Consider the following 14,258-nt stretch of genomic DNA (forward strand, 5'->3'; position numbering starts at 1 on the left):
CTTCACCCCGACGCCGGCCTCAGTGCCGACCAGTTTGATCGCGCCGGCGTACATGCCGCCGAGGGCCGAAGAGTCGATGGCCAGTTGCGGTTTGCTGCTGCCGTCATCAGCACGGGCCGTAGCACTCAGGGTTTGTGCGTTGACGTCGTTGCGCCCGGCAACAATCGTCAGGTTCTGCGCCTGAATCTCGGCGTTGATTTTTGCGCTGCGGGTGATGATTTCAAAGCGGTCGACATTGGTTGCGTTGAGTCCCGCGCCCTCGATGGCCACAGAACCCTGATCAACCTGAAAGCGATCCAGTCGGCCGTTGTCGAGCACTGGTTTACCGGTGGTCAACGTCACGCGTGGCGAGTTGATAAAACCGCAACCATTACAGGTAATGCCATAAGGGTTGGCGACGATCACCCGCGCCGACTGCCCCGCCACCTCGGTGTAGCCGCGCAACTGGCTCGGATTACCGCTGATGACTTCGTTGAGAATCGCCTGCGCCGAACCGCTGTTTTTCAGGTTCGGGTTGTCGATGATATGCCCGCCCAGCTGGGTGAGATTGTTCTGCGTCGAGCCGTTGTTGAGGATCAGCCCCTGCGCACCGACGTTGTAGTCGTGGAACTGGTTATGCGACAGGCCGCTGGCATTGGGCGTAGCGATGTTGATGATCGGCACGCCATTGCCGGCGCGATCCAGCGAGGTATTGGGGTTGGCCACGACAATACCGTCAGCCTGCGCCCACATCGGTTGCCAGAACATGACATTGGCCAGCAAAAACGCCACCCCGCGCTTGGGCATGCCCAAAAAACGTTCACGGTTTTTTACGGCCGCAGAAGGTTGGAGTGCAAGAAAGGCAAACTGGCGAACGTCCATGTCGGTGTTCTCGGAAAGTTGTTATTAGAGGAAGAAATCCAGCCGGAAATAGATCGGTGCTTCACGCTCGGTCAGCGCGTCCGGGCGTTCCAGGGAATGGGCAAAGGTCACGCTGGCGGCGACGTGCTGACCACGGGCAAACAGGTCCAGCGAATTGCTCGACATGCGCCCGTGTTGATCGCCGTTGTAGCGACCGTTCTGGATCACACCCTGGTCGTAACCGAGGCTGGTGCCGTATTCGGAGAACACCGGTTGCAGCCATTCGATGGTTACCGGACGCGACCAACGCAGATCGTTGCGCCAGTAACCGCCACTGTCACCGGACAGTGATTGATCCTTGTAACCACGAATCGACGACGAGCCGCCGAGGCTGGTGCGCTGCGGGCTGAACAGCACGTCTTCACTGCGCTGGCCGGTCATCAGGCTGCTGAAGCTGAACGACTCGCCCCACAACTTGAACGGCTGCAGGTAGCTCAGGGTGGCGGTGTATTTGCGGTAGCGTGCATCAGGCTCGCCGGGGCCGGGATCGTGACTGCCCTGCGCATCGAAGGCACCGATGCCCTCTTGCATGCCGGCGTCAAAGTTGACGAAGGCACTGCCGACACGGCGACCGTGGTTGAAGCCGAACTGCGCTTCGCTGATGCGGTTGCTGCTCAGTTTGAGTTTGCTGTCTTCGATGAAGTTGTTGGTGCGCAGATACGACAGACCCGCGCTGAGCGAGGTCTTGCTGACGGCGTCGCGATGGATCACCCGCTCGGCGCGCAACTGATGGTTTTCGCTGTCGCCAGTCTGTTTGAAGTTGTAGAGGTTGGCGGCGATTTGCGAGCGGTATTCGCTCTGGCTGTAGGTGTAGCTGAAGGTCCACCAGCCCCACGGCAAGCTGTAATTGAGCATGGCGTTGTTGGAGGTGTGCTGATGATCCGTCATCGCATCGTGACCGCCGCGCAGGCTCAACTGATCCGCCAGGCCGAGCGGGCTGTCCCAGTCGAACGTGGTGCCCCACTGCTGTTCGCCAGTGCTGCGCTGGCCGTCGTTATTGCGTGACAACCCGACTCGCCATGGCTTCTGCGGCGTGTTGGTGACCAGCACTGCACTGCCACCGACGTTCTGGCCGGGCGCCAGCTCCATTTTTGCCTGATTCGATGGCAGGCGGTTGAGCTGATCGACCATTTGCTCGATCTCGCGCAAGTTGACCAGTTCACCGGTGTTGCCGGGAAAGGTCATGGCCAGTTCGCGCGCCGAGAGCTGACTGTTTTCCGCGCCCTTCATGCCTTCCAATTTGCCTTCGACCACCAGCACTTGCAGATGCCCGGTGGACAGATCCTGCTGCGGCAGGTAGGCGCGGCTGGTCACCAGGCCTTTCTCGATGTAGTGATCGGTGATGACTTTGAGCAGCTCGTTGAGCTGCGGCACACCGAGGCATTCGCCGATATAGGGTTTGAGCAGGCGGGTCTTGTCACCCTCGGAGAGGCTGTCGGCACCTTTGAGCTCGATGTCTTTGATCGGGAAACAGCGGGTGTCGGTGGGGGCTGCCGGTTGCGCAGGTTTGGCGTCCTTGCCGGGCAGATCCTTGAGTTCCTCAAGGCGTCGCTGCTGCTCTTCGAGCAGGCGGTTCTGGCGGTCACGGATAAGGTCGGTGTCACCTGGAGTCGGAGCGGCGACGGCAATCTGAAGTGGAGACAGGCACAGCAAAGCTACGCACAACCTCGCCACGAGGGCGGGTGAGGACATGTTCGATCCCTCGATACGAAAGTAACATCAAAATAGTGGCGCGATATTAGATGGCCATCATTTTGACGTCAAACTATCGTTTAAACCTTTTGTCGGGTTTGTATCAAGAATTGAACAAACGGGGCCGTTGCAGCCCCGCGATGCTTCTGACTGGCTTACCCGCGAATACGGTGCTCATCAAAAGCATAATCTTCCTGGCAATCAGCCGAAGGACCTTTCTCCACATTGACGTAATGCACCGTGTCAGCATCAGTAAACTTGTAGGTGTAAACATCAGGCGCAGTGACGCCATTGGTTCTCAGCACACTCTTGCCATTGGTAGCTGTCCAGGTGCCATGCTCGGTTTGCACCTTCTGTGTCTGCTTGGCGTCGCGGAAAAAGGTGATGGAGAACGTACCGTCGGCGTTGAACTGGTTTTTCCAGGACATGAACTGGCATTTGCCGTTTTCGTCGCGCTGACCTTTCCATGAACCGACCAGCGATGGGTCAACGACCGGCTTATTAGTGGCGCAGCCAGACAATGTCGCAGCCAGAATAATAAGTGCCAGGGAGAGATTCCGTTTCACAGGGTGTTTCCTTTTTTTCGATAAATTCAGTGCGCTGTGCATGCCGACTCAACTTTTTACGAGCGTGCGCTGCCGAGGCTGAGTAACGTCATAAACATGCTGTTCGCAATGCTCACCACTGAACTGGAACTCCACCTGGTAGACCTTGCCGCGCTCGGGAGTGAAAACAGTGGTCAGCGGCCCGCAGGTATAAATACCTCCCGTAACCCGGCTGTTCGAATACCCCGAAATTTCAAAGGGCTTGCCGGCATCCGCTTGTGCCTCCACTTGCGGGAAGCGCTTGACCGTGGCGCTGTTGGCCACTTCATTGAGTTTGGCGATCCAGCCGAAAACATGGCCCCGACCTGAATCGACGACGGTGCCAAGGACCTCCATTCGACGGTCAGGATCATCCGCGCGCCGGATGGAAAACTCCACCGGATTGGTGCCACCGGAGGCTTTCATGATGACCTTGGCGTGCTGGTCATCCGTGGCCACTTTGTTCTGGCCCAGTTGAACACCATCTTTCAGCAGGCTTGGAGAAGAATCCCGAACATTGGAATGGCAGCCTGCCAGCGTAAAAATCACAGCCAGAGGCAGTAATGCGCGTTTATTCACGGACGAATTTTCTCGATTAAGGACGGGCGCCAGGAATGGCATCAAAATAGTGGCGCGATATTAGTTGGCCATCATTTTGGCGTCAAACCTTTGTTCGTCAGTGCTCAACACCCAGTCGCGTCGCGACGTCCTCCGGTGCCAGCAGGCGACCATCGGCCGAGATCAATTCCAGCTTGCGAATCGGCTGACGCTCCTTTGCATCAACCATTACCGACCCCGGCTCACCCGGCGCGTACATGAATTCTCCGCCCCACTGCGACAGCACGACGATCACGGTCTGCAAGGCTTTGCCACGCTCGGTCAGCACGTATTCCTTATAAGCCCCGCCGTCGGCGGCTGGCATCGCCTGCAGAATCCCCTGCTCCACCAGCCCCTTGAGGCGGGCGCTAAGCATGTTTTTCGCGATATCCAGACTCTTCTGGAAATCATTGAAACGCCGGATGCCATCCAGCGCATCACGAATGATCAGCAGCGACCACCAATCACCGATCAGGTCCAGCGTGCGGGCAACCGGGCAGGCATTGCCCTGCAAACTTTTGCGTTTCACGTAAATGTACTCCCTCGAATCAGTGGGCGGCTGTGCGGCTCAGGGTTGCATCATACAACTCTATCGCCGATCGACGGCTGAACTGCACAAAACCAGCACCTGCATACAAGTAGCCGGATCGCTTTGCACTGATAGTGAATGCCGCCATTCCGGCACTACCGCGAACCCTGAAGCAAGGAGTTTCCATGAGCACCTTCACCACGCAAGACGGCACCGAGATCTATTTCAAGGACTGGGGCAGCGGTAAACCCGTGCTGTTCAGCCATGGCTGGCCGCTGGATGCCGACATGTGGGAATACCAGATGGAATACCTGAGCAGCCGTGGCTATCGCACCATTGCGTTCGATCGCCGTGGCTTCGGCCGTTCTGATCAGCCGTGGACCGGTTATGACTACGACACCTTTGCCGACGACATCGCGCAATTGATCAATCACCTGGACCTGCGCGACGTGACGCTGGTGGGCTTCTCGATGGGTGGCGGTGACGTCAGCCGCTACATCGCCCGACATGGCAGCGAGCGCGTGGCCGGTCTGGTGTTGCTCGGCGCAGTGACGCCGCTGTTCGGCAAGAAAGCCGACTTCCCGCAAGGCGTCGACACCTCGGTGTTCGACGGGATCAAGGCCGGCCTGCTGAAGGATCGCGCGCAGTTCATCGCCGATTTCGCCGCGCCGTTCTACGGCACCAATCAAGGTCAGAAAGTCTCCGAAGGCGTACTCACGCAAACCCTGAATGTCGCCCTGCTGGCGTCGCTCAAAGGCACGGTGGATTGTGTCACTGCATTCTCGGAAACCGACTTCCGTCCGGACATGGCGAAAATCGATGTGCCGACACTGGTCATCCATGGCGACGGCGATCAGATCGTGCCGTTCGAAACCACCGGCAAACAGGCGGCGGCGCAGATCAAAGGCGCCGAGTTGAAGGTTTATGCCGGTGCACCGCACGGGTTTGCGGTGACGCATGCGCAGGCGTTGAACGAAGACTTGCTGGCGTTCCTTAACCGATAACCCGGAAAAATCTGGCGCCCAACCTGTGGCGAGGGAGCTTGCTCCCGCTGGACTGCCTAGCAGGCCCCTTCTTTTGCTCAAGACGGGGGCCGCTTCGCGACCCAGCGGGAGCAAGCTCCCTCGCCACAATTTTGCTTATTGGCGGACCAGAATCCGTGTCCACCCGCCCTTCCCGAAGCCCCGTATTCAAAGGGCTTCAGCCTTCTGCATCAGAATTTTATCTTCACATCCCAGCTTAATAATATTTTACCGATATCCCCCCTCTGCCTAGTCTGACCGCAAGCAAAACGGACAAGCCAACAGCGCCCGAATCCAACTGCCTTGCTAGGAAGGATGTAGAGATGACCACTGAAATAATAAAAACAGACACGCTGATCGTGGGTGCCGGCCAAGCGGGCGTGGCCATGAGCGAGCACCTGAGCAAACTCGGTGTGCCGCACCTGGTGCTGGAGCGCAATCGCATTGCCGAACGCTGGCGCACCGGGCGTTGGGACTCGCTGGTGGCCAACGGCCCGGCGTGGCACGACCGCTTTCCGGGACTGGAATTCGATGACGTCGACCCTGACGGTTTCGCTCCGAAAGAACGCGTGGCCGATTACTTCGAAGCCTATGCGAAGAAATTCAATGCGCCGATCCGCACCGGTGTCGACGTGAAAAGCGTGGTGCGCAATGTCGGTCGTCCGGGCTTCACCGTCGAGACCTCCGAGGGCGTGATTGAAGCCAGCCGTGTGGTCGCGGCCACTGGCCCGTTTCAGAAACCGGTGATCCCGGTGATTGCACCCAAAGACGAGCGTCTTTTGCAGATCCACTCCGCGGACTATCGCAACCCGCAACAACTGCCGGCAGGCGCGGTGCTGGTGGTCGGCGCAGGCTCCTCCGGCGTACAGATTGCCGATGAACTGCAACGTTCCGGCAAGCAGGTTTACCTCTCCGTTGGCGCTCACGACCGCCCGCCTCGCGCCTACCGCAACCGGGATTTCTGCTGGTGGCTGGGTGTGCTCGGCGAGTGGGATCAAGCGGCGATGAAACCGGGGCGCGAGCACGTGACCATTGCGGTCAGCGGCGCACATGGCGGGCGCACCATCGACTTCCGTGGTCTGGCCCATCGTGGCATGACTCTGGTTGGCGTCACCGAGTCGTTCAATGACGGCGTGGTGACCTTCAAGCAGGACCTGGTCGGCAACCTCAATCGCGGTGACGAAAACTATCTGGCACTGCTCGATGCCGCCGATGCCTATATCGAGCGCAACGGTCTGGACCTGCCGCAGGAACCTGAAGCACGGGAAACCTATCCGGACCCTGACTGCGTGAAAAACCCGCTGGCCGATCTCGATCTGGCCAAGGCTGGGGTCACCTCGATCATCTGGGCCACCGGCTTCGCCGTGGACTATTCCTGGCTGCAGGTTGCGGCGTTCGATGACAAGGGCAAACCGGTGCACCAGCGCGGTGTGTCGAGCGAACCGGGGGTGTATTTCCTCGGTCTGCCGTGGCAGTCGCGCCGGGGTTCGTCGTTCATCTGGGGGGTGTGGCATGACGCCAAACACGTCGCCGATCACATCGCCACCCAGCGCAAATATCTCGACTACCGCGATGCCGAGCAGCGTGAAGCCACCCTGCACGCGAACGCCCACAACAAAGCCGCCGACACCGTCGACGCCTGAATTCGCTCTTTCGATCCGGCGCCGATTGCGCCGGACAACCCTGATTCTGGAGCTGCACATGAGCAAGCCAACCCACACCCGCATTCGTATGTTCAACACCAAAGACACTTACCCGAACCAGACGCTGGACAATGATTTGTGCCAAGCCGTGCGCGCCGGCAACACCATCTATGTGCGTGGCCAGGTCGGCACTGATTTCGACGGCAATCTGATCGGACTTGGCGATCCGCGCGCGCAGGCCGAACAGGCCATGCGCAACGTCAAGCAACTGCTCGAAGAAGCCGGCAGCGACATGAGCCATATCGTCAAGACCACCACCTACCTGATCGACCCGCGTTATCGCGAGGCGGTGTATGGCGAAGTCGGCAAGTGGCTCAAAGGCGTGTTCCCGATTTCGACCGGGCTGGTAGTGTCGGCACTGGGGCAGCCGCAGTGGCTGATGGAGATTGATGTGATTGCGGTGATTCCCGAGTAAGTCAGGAAACCGAGTCGCGGCCTTCGCGAGCAGGCTCGCTCCCACATTTGAAATGCATTCCCCCTGCTCGCGTTAAGGCCGGCAAGGAAACCTGCTACCCAACTTGAAATGCATTCCACTGTGGGAGCGAGCCTGCTCGCGAAGAGGCCAGCCCAGACACACAAGGAGTTCAATAGATGACCTTTTCAATCGCAGCCCGCTGCGCCGAAACCGGCCAGTTCGGTGTCGCCATCAGTTCCTCCAGCATCGCCGTCGGCGCGCGCTGCCCGTGGCTGTTGCCGGGTGTTGGCGCAGTGTCGAGCCAGAACATCACCCTGCCCTCCCTCGGCCCGGAAGTGCTCGCGCTGATGGAGCAAGGCGTAGCCCCCGATGCCGCGCTGGACCAGGTGCTGACCCGCAACGGTTACAGCCAGTACCGCCAGATCACCGCCATCAACCACCTCGGCCAGACCGCGCATTTCAGCGGTTCGCAGACCCTCGGCGTGCACAATGCTGTCACCGGTGAACAGTGCGTGGCGGCCGGCAACATGCTTGCCGGGCGCTCGGTGATTGAAGCGATGGTCAGTGCCTTTGAAGATGGCGAAGGCCAACTCGCCGACCGCTTGCTCAAAGCCCTGCACGCCGCTCAGGCGTTGGGCGGTGAAGCCGGTCCGGTGCACTCCGCCGCAGTCGTTGTGGTCGGCGAGCAGACCTGGCCGATCGTCAATTTGCGCGTCGACTGGGCCGATGAAAACCCGATCGGCCAGTTGCAAAAACTCTGGGACGCCTACCGGCCGCAGCTGCAGGACTACATCGATCGCGCCCTCGATCCAGCCAAGGCGCCGGGTTATGGCGTGGCTGGAGATGATCGATGAACAGCAGCGTCGAGTTGCTCAAGACCCTGGTGGGGTTTGACACCACCAGCCGTGAATCCAACTTGCAGTTGATCGAGTTCGTGCATGATTACCTCGCGGGTTTCGATGTGCCTTGTGCGCTGATTTACAACGAGGAACGCAGCAAGGCCAACCTGTTCGCCACGATCGGCCCGGTGGATCAACCGGGCATTGTGCTGTCCGGGCACACTGATGTGGTGCCGGTCGACGGCCAGCCGTGGACAGTGCCACCGTTTGAATTGACTGAGCGCGACGGCAAGCTGTTCGGCCGGGGCACCGCCGACATGAAGGGCTACATCGCCTGCGTGCTGGCACTGGTGCCGGCGCTGGTGCAAGCCTCGTTGCGCCTGCCGGTGCATATCGCCCTGTCCTATGACGAAGAAGTCGGCTGCCTCGGCGTACGCTCACTGCTCAAGGTGCTGGAGCAACGCCCGGTCAAACCGCTGCTGTGCATCATCGGCGAACCGACCGAACTGAAACCGGTGCTCGGCCACAAGGGCAAACTGGCGATGCGCTGCGATGTGCACGGCCATCCATGCCATTCGGCCTACGCGCCGCTCGGGGTCAATGCCATCGAATACGCCGCTGAGCTGATCGCTGAACTCGGTCGCCTCGGCCAGCAACTGAAAGCGCCAGAGCATCACGATGCGCGGTTCGACCCGCCCTACAGCACCGTGCAAACCGGGGTGATCAGTGGCGGCAAGGCGCTGAACATTGTCCCGGCCGATTGCCGTTTCGATTTCGAGATCCGCGCCCTGCCCTCACAGGATCCGGCCCTCGTTGCCGAGGCGCTGCAAGCCTATGCCGAACGCGAAGTGCTGCCACGCATGCGCGCGGTCAGTGAGCAGGCCGCTATCCACTTCAGCGCGCTGTCGGCTTATCCGGGGCTGGCCACCGATGCACAGAGTCAGGCTGCCGAATTGATCGCGGCGTTCTGCGGCTCGACAGCGTTCGGCACCGTGGCGTTCGGCACTGAGGGCGGTCTGTTTGATGCGGTGGGCATTCCGACCGTGGTCTGCGGCCCCGGCAGCATGGACCAGGGCCATAAACCCGACGAGTTTGTCAGCCTCGCTCAGTTGCAGGCCTGCGATGACATGCTCCAGCGCCTGCTGTCGTTTATTCGCGGCTGAACACGGGCTCGACTGCGCTCATGCGTACAGTCGAGCCAGCTCTTCGCGACAATGATCGACAAACAGCTGCACCGGTTTGGTCAGTTGCACCCGGCGCAGCCAGGCGGCCGACAATCCCGAGCCGGTCACGCTTTCTGCCAGCGGCACGCAGACCACTTTCTGGCCGTCGTAGGTGTAGTCGCTGAACGGCTTGGTCACCAGAATCGAGAAGCCGAAACCATTGCCGACCATGCCGCGCACCATCTCGATCGACGGTGAGCTGAAGACAATATTCGGCGTCAATCCGCGCTCCTCGAAAATGCTCACGAAATAGGTCCGGCTCGGCACCACGTCGAGCAGAATCATCGGTTCCAGCACCAGATCATGCAGCGAAACTTTCGCCTGTTGCGCAAAGCGGTGGTTGGCCGGCAGCAACGCGTACGGCTGTTGCGGCGGCATCAGCGGCGTGGTTTCGATGGTGCTGTCGAGGTCGTGTTCGAACATCATCGCCAGGTCGATACTGCCGGCGGTCAGCGCCTGCACCAGCTCTTGCTGTTCGCCATCGCGGATGCGGATTTCCACGCCCGGCCAGCGCTGTTTGAAGCCGGCGATCAGGCGTGGCAGATACAACGGCGCGACGGTTTCAAAGCAGCCGATGTCGATCTGCCCCGCCACCACGTCGTTATCGGCCAAGGCGTTCTGTTCGAACTCATGGGCCACCCGCAGCAGCTCCAGCGCCTTGCGATAGAACCGCGAGCCACTCGGCGTCAGGGAAACCCCTTGCGCGTGATGGCGGATGAACAGCTGCACACCGAAGCTTTCTTCCAGGTGCTTGATCGCGGTGGAGACCGACGGCTGCGCGATTTAGAGCTTGCGCGAGGCCTCGGCAACACTGCCGCAGTCGGCGGTGGTGACGAAGTATTTGAGCTGGCGCAGGTTGTAGGCAGCCATGGGAAAACCTCCGAAGATGCGGCAGTTTCATTGTGGCGAGGGAGCTTGCTCCCGCTTGAGTGCGCAGCACTCACAAAATCAGTGGTGCCGCTGGAAGTTTTGGGGCCGCTTCGCAGCCCAGCGGGAGCAAGCTCCCTCGCCACAGAGATCTCATACGAGCCAGTGTGAACATACCGGAGCGCCCCTCAAGCCGAAGCATATTTTTTTTAAGGTCTGAAACAACAAACTTACTAATTTATCTATCCCGACGCTTTGCACATGATCACTTCAACAAGAAATGCGCCGCCCGTGCCGGCGCTTGCCGAAGTACGTCCACGTACTCATCCTTGCCTTGGAGTTCGTCATGGCTACCCCTGCAGCATCCTCCGCTCCGCTGATTGAAAAACACACGATAGGATACGTGCCCCCCGAAGATCGCCACGGAAAGGTCAGGGATCTGTTCACGCTCTGGTTCGGCGGCAACATCGCGCCGTTGCCCATCGTTACCGGTGCGCTGGGCGTGCAGTTGTTTCACTTGAATCTGGTCTGGGGCATCGTCGCCATTCTTGTCGGCCATCTGGTTGGCGGCGTGCTGATGGCGCTGCACTCGGCGCAAGGCCCGCAGATGGGCATCCCGCAAATGATTCAGAGCCGCGCACAGTTCGGCTCGCTCGGTGCGCTGCTGGTGGTGCTGATTGCCGGGGTCATGTACATCGGCTTCTTCGCTTCCAACATCGTGCTGGCCGGCAAGTCGTTGCACGGTGTGGTCGACAGCGTTCCAGTGCCGGTCGGCATCGTCATCGGTGCGTTCGGTTCGGGGATCATCGGCATCATCGGCTACCGCTTCATCCATGTGCTCAACCGCATTGGCACCTGGGTGCTGGGGATCGGCATCGTCGTCGGTTTCGTCTACATCTTCACGCATATTCAGACCGACGACTTCCTCACGCGCGGCAGCTTCAACCTGTCCGGCTGGCTGGCCACGGTGTCATTGGCGGCGTTGTGGCAGATCGCGTTTGCACCCTACGTGTCCGACTATTCGCGTTACTTGCCGGCCGATGTCAAAGTCTCGTCGACGTTCTGGACGACCTATCTGGGTTCGGCACTGGGCTCGAGCCTGGCATTCATCTTCGGTGCCGTCGCCGTGCTCGCCACGCCGGTGGGCATGGACACCATGGACGCAGTGAAACTCGCCACCGGCTCGATTGGCCCGCTGATGCTGGTGCTGTTCCTGCTCAGCGTGATCAGCCACAACGCCCTCAACCTCTACGGCGCGGTGCTGTCATTGATCACTCTGGTGCAGACCTTCGCCTACCGCTGGATCCCCACCGCCAAGAGCCGCGCGGTGATCTCGATCATCGTCTTGCTGGCCTGCTGCTTTGCCGCTGTCGGCGCCTCGAAAGACTTCATCGGCCACTTCGTCGACATGGTGCTGGTGTTGTTGGTGGTGCTGGTGCCGTGGACGGCGATCAACCTGATCGACTTCTACGCCATCCACAAAGGCCAGTACGACATCCAGTCGATCTTCCAGGTCGATGGCGGCATCTACGGCCGCTACAACCCGCAGGCGTTGCTGGCCTATGCGATTGGCATCGCGGTGCAGATCCCGTTCATGAACACGCCGCTGTACGTCGGCCCGGTGTCGGCGCACATCAACGGCGCGGACCTGTCATGGCTGGTGGGATTGTTGGTGACTTCGCCGTTGTATTTCTGGCTGGCCAACCGCGACACCTCCTATCGTCGGCGGATGATGGGCGGGAAACTGGCGAGCAGTCTGTGAGATTGATTTGCTAAAAAAAGAAGGCCCGCCCAGTGCGGGCCTTGTCTATCACGGTGTGGTATTACTTCAGGCCTGACGACTATTGGGTAAGGGCAATCCAATGCTGCGAATACTCGGTAAGGCCTCATCGATCAACGTGCGCAAAGTGCTGTGGACGTGCGCCGAATTGCACATTCCGTTCGAGCGTGAAGACTGGGGGTCGGGGTTCAAATCGACGAACGATGCGCAGTTTCTCGCGCTCAATCCCTGCGCCATGGTGCCGGTGATTCAGGACGGCGATTTCACGCTGTGGGAATCCAATTCGATCATTCGTTATCTGGTGTTGCGCTACGGCGGCGCGCAGCTGTATCCGCTTGAGCCGGTGGCCCGGGCGCGGGTCGATCAATGGATCGACTGGCAGGCTTCGGAACTGAATCGCTCGTGGTCGTACGCCTTCATGTCACTGGTGCGCAAGTCGCCGGATTATCAGGACAGCGCTGCACTCGCCGTCGGGATCGAAGAATGGTCGAAGAACATGCACATCCTTGATCGACAGTTGCAATCGACCGGTGCGTACGTCAGTGGCGAAGAGTTTTCACTGGCAGATATCCCGATCGGACTGTCAGTGAACCGCTGGTTCGAAACGCCGCTGAAGCATCCTCGCCTGCCCGCTGTCAGCGCCTACTACGATCGTTTGAACCAACGCGAAGGCTATCGCCTGTACGGGCGAAACGGTACGCCATAACGCAAAAAACCGCTGATCCCGAATCGCGGAGTCAGCGGTTTTTTATTTGCCTGAAAAGTAAATCAGGCTGGCACGCCCAGAATGATGTGCGAAGCCTTGATCACCGCAATCGCGCTGACGCCCTTGGCCAGGCCCAGCTCGGCAACGGCATCACGGGTCACAATCGAGTAAACCTTCGAACCACCGGCCAGCTCGATCACCACTTCAGCATTGACCGCACCGTCGGTCACGCTCAGTACTTTACCTTCCAGGCAGTTACGCGCCGACAAGCGAATGTCGCTGGATTCGGTCATCAGCATCACCCATGGCGCCTTGACCAGTGCGACGGCTTCTTTGCCCACCGCAATGCCGAGGTTCTTGATGCTTTCCATGGTCACGACGGCAACCAGTTGCTCGCCGCCAGCCAGGGTCAACACCACTTCGGCGTTGACGGCGCCGGCCTGAACCTGGCTGACCTGACCTTTGAATACGTTGCGTGCGCTGACTTTCATGCTGGACGTCCTTTTTTTGACTTTAGAGTTAGGAAACGGCGTGCATCATCAAAGTTGACGCTATATAAAAACAACTACAGCGCTGCGCCCGGTTGTCACGCCTGCACGTAAACCCATGCATCGACTCCAGACTTTAGCAGCACGTTGATGAGTTAAATGAGCAAATCTTCGTAAAACGCGCCAAACGGCTGCGACGGGTGGGCGATCTGGATTTCCAGAACCCACACGCCCGCATGCGGCGCCTGATCGAAGTCACCCAGATCGCCTCCCCGGTGAATCGCATGAGGAAAATCGCTGACCCGATGGCCCTTGATATTCAGGTTCAACACCCAGCCCATTGCCTCGGCCTGATCACTGGCATAACGATAAAGCTCAACACCGGAAACACCCTGACGCCAGAAGGCTTCGACCCGGTTGAACAGCTCCTTTGCCGCCGCCGCGCAGGCAATCATTTGCGGGTCGGAGCCGGTGGTGTAAGTCGCGCCCGCATCGCCTTCATGGCCCTGCCAGACCACGCCCATATCGATGAAGAAAATATCCTCTTCGCCCAGCACCGGATCGCCGTCAGAGCGCTGTTTGAAGGTCTTCAGCGTGTTGGCGCCAAAGCGGATCAGCAGCGGATGCCAGATGCGGTCCATGCCCAGTTCGGCGAGGATTTCCTTGCCGCGCGCCGTCGCTTCGGATTCGAGCATGCCCGGTTTGATCACCGCAGCAATGGCGTCGACGGCTTTCCAGGTCAGTTGCTGGGCATGGCGCATGGTTTCCAGCACAAACCGTTCGCCGACGGCTTCTTTGCCGCTCAGGACTGTTTTCTCGCTCAGGGCTGTGGTCATTTTCTGGTTCCTCATGGCTGCGCTGTATAGTTTTTTATATTGCGAAACGCCGATAAAGATACAGCCATGACACAAAG

At 59.5% G+C, this 14,258-nt stretch carries 14 protein-coding genes and 1 pseudogene; 7 read left to right on the forward strand and 8 right to left on the reverse strand.

Annotated elements, in window-relative coordinates; all coding sequences use genetic code 11:
* From A8O26_RS08015 to A8O26_RS08035, 5 genes are all read right to left on the reverse strand, one after another.
* A partial coding sequence (locus A8O26_RS08015; protein ID WP_155740647.1) for a filamentous hemagglutinin N-terminal domain-containing protein occupies positions 1-861 on the reverse strand: 861 nt, incomplete at its 3' end.
* 24 nt (positions 862-885) lie between these two features.
* Positions 886-2,592, reverse strand: a complete 1,707-nt coding sequence (locus tag A8O26_RS08020) for a ShlB/FhaC/HecB family hemolysin secretion/activation protein (protein ID WP_064117519.1) — start codon at positions 2,590-2,592, stop codon at positions 886-888.
* A 155-nt stretch (positions 2,593-2,747) separates the two neighbouring features.
* On the reverse strand, positions 2,748-3,158 hold the full coding sequence (locus A8O26_RS08025; RefSeq protein WP_064117520.1) for a lipocalin family protein: 411 nt from the start codon (positions 3,156-3,158) through the stop codon (positions 2,748-2,750).
* 48 nt (positions 3,159-3,206) lie between these two features.
* Positions 3,207-3,755 carry a hypothetical protein gene (locus A8O26_RS08030; RefSeq protein WP_064117646.1) on the reverse strand — a complete coding sequence of 183 codons (549 nt, stop codon included), beginning with the start codon at positions 3,753-3,755 and terminating at the stop codon, positions 3,207-3,209.
* A gap of 97 nt (positions 3,756-3,852) precedes the next feature.
* Complete coding sequence (locus A8O26_RS08035) at positions 3,853-4,302, reverse strand: winged helix-turn-helix transcriptional regulator (RefSeq protein ID WP_064117521.1); 450 nt, start codon at positions 4,300-4,302, stop codon at positions 3,853-3,855.
* 185 nt (positions 4,303-4,487) lie between these two features.
* Between A8O26_RS08035 and A8O26_RS08040 the strand changes: the two genes are divergently transcribed.
* From A8O26_RS08040 to argE, 5 genes are all read left to right on the forward strand, one after another.
* Positions 4,488-5,306, forward strand: coding sequence for an alpha/beta fold hydrolase (locus A8O26_RS08040; protein ID WP_064117522.1), 819 nt, complete (start codon positions 4,488-4,490; stop codon positions 5,304-5,306).
* A 341-nt stretch (positions 5,307-5,647) separates the two neighbouring features.
* Positions 5,648-6,967, forward strand: coding sequence for a flavin-containing monooxygenase (locus A8O26_RS08045; RefSeq protein WP_064117523.1), 1,320 nt, complete (start codon positions 5,648-5,650; stop codon positions 6,965-6,967).
* A gap of 58 nt (positions 6,968-7,025) precedes the next feature.
* Entirely contained in the window at positions 7,026-7,442 is a 417-nt protein-coding gene (locus A8O26_RS08050) for a RidA family protein (protein ID WP_064117524.1), read from the forward strand.
* A gap of 176 nt (positions 7,443-7,618) precedes the next feature.
* Positions 7,619-8,296: a DUF1028 domain-containing protein gene (locus A8O26_RS08055; protein ID WP_064117525.1), complete on the forward strand. Its 678-nt coding sequence runs from the start codon at positions 7,619-7,621 to the stop codon at positions 8,294-8,296.
* Positions 8,293-9,444 carry an acetylornithine deacetylase gene (gene argE / locus A8O26_RS08060; RefSeq protein WP_064117526.1) on the forward strand — a complete coding sequence of 384 codons (1,152 nt, stop codon included), beginning with the start codon at positions 8,293-8,295 and terminating at the stop codon, positions 9,442-9,444. The genes A8O26_RS08055 and argE overlap by 4 nt, the downstream gene beginning before the upstream one ends.
* A gap of 18 nt (positions 9,445-9,462) precedes the next feature.
* On the opposite strand, the pseudogene A8O26_RS08065 reads toward argE, so the two are convergent.
* Positions 9,463-10,374, reverse strand: a pseudogene (locus A8O26_RS08065) (LysR family transcriptional regulator).
* Between the two features lie 343 nt (positions 10,375-10,717).
* Here A8O26_RS08065 and A8O26_RS08070 point away from each other — a divergent pair.
* Together A8O26_RS08070 and A8O26_RS08075 are read left to right on the forward strand one after the other, a co-directional pair.
* On the forward strand, positions 10,718-12,133 hold the full coding sequence (locus A8O26_RS08070; protein WP_064117527.1) for a purine-cytosine permease family protein: 1,416 nt from the start codon (positions 10,718-10,720) through the stop codon (positions 12,131-12,133).
* Between the two features lie 100 nt (positions 12,134-12,233).
* The gene (locus A8O26_RS08075) at positions 12,234-12,857 is read left to right on the forward strand and encodes a glutathione S-transferase family protein (RefSeq protein ID WP_064117528.1); all 624 of its coding nucleotides are present in this window, start codon (positions 12,234-12,236) and stop codon (positions 12,855-12,857) included.
* Positions 12,858-12,919: 62 nt separating this feature from the next.
* Here A8O26_RS08075 and A8O26_RS08080 read toward each other — a convergent pair whose 3' ends face one another.
* Positions 12,920-13,348: a TOBE domain-containing protein gene (locus tag A8O26_RS08080; RefSeq protein WP_064117529.1), complete on the reverse strand. Its 429-nt coding sequence runs from the start codon at positions 13,346-13,348 to the stop codon at positions 12,920-12,922.
* Positions 13,349-13,500: 152 nt separating this feature from the next.
* Positions 13,501-14,181 carry a M24 family metallopeptidase gene (locus A8O26_RS08085; protein WP_064117530.1) on the reverse strand — a complete coding sequence of 227 codons (681 nt, stop codon included), beginning with the start codon at positions 14,179-14,181 and terminating at the stop codon, positions 13,501-13,503.
* Positions 14,182-14,258: the final 77 nt, after the last annotated feature.

The organism is Pseudomonas fluorescens, assembly GCF_001648775.1.
GTDB lineage: Bacteria > Pseudomonadota > Gammaproteobacteria > Pseudomonadales > Pseudomonadaceae > Aquipseudomonas > Aquipseudomonas fluorescens_M.

Coding starts and splice junctions, on each gene's coding strand:
- A8O26_RS08020 (WP_064117519.1), bottom strand. CDS start 2,592: ATGTCCTCACCCGCCCTCGTGGCGAGGTTGTGCGTAGCTTTGCTGTGC.
- A8O26_RS08040 (WP_064117522.1), top strand. CDS start 4,488: ATGAGCACCTTCACCACGCAAGACGGCACCGAGATCTATTTCAAGGAC.
- A8O26_RS08045 (WP_064117523.1), top strand. CDS start 5,648: ATGACCACTGAAATAATAAAAACAGACACGCTGATCGTGGGTGCCGGC.
- A8O26_RS08050 (WP_064117524.1), top strand. CDS start 7,026: ATGAGCAAGCCAACCCACACCCGCATTCGTATGTTCAACACCAAAGAC.
- A8O26_RS08055 (WP_064117525.1), top strand. CDS start 7,619: ATGACCTTTTCAATCGCAGCCCGCTGCGCCGAAACCGGCCAGTTCGGT.
- argE (WP_064117526.1), top strand. CDS start 8,293: ATGAACAGCAGCGTCGAGTTGCTCAAGACCCTGGTGGGGTTTGACACC.
- A8O26_RS08070 (WP_064117527.1), top strand. CDS start 10,718: ATGGCTACCCCTGCAGCATCCTCCGCTCCGCTGATTGAAAAACACACG.
- A8O26_RS08075 (WP_064117528.1), top strand. CDS start 12,234: ATGCTGCGAATACTCGGTAAGGCCTCATCGATCAACGTGCGCAAAGTG.
- A8O26_RS08080 (WP_064117529.1), bottom strand. CDS start 13,348: ATGAAAGTCAGCGCACGCAACGTATTCAAAGGTCAGGTCAGCCAGGTT.
- A8O26_RS08085 (WP_064117530.1), bottom strand. CDS start 14,181: ATGACCACAGCCCTGAGCGAGAAAACAGTCCTGAGCGGCAAAGAAGCC.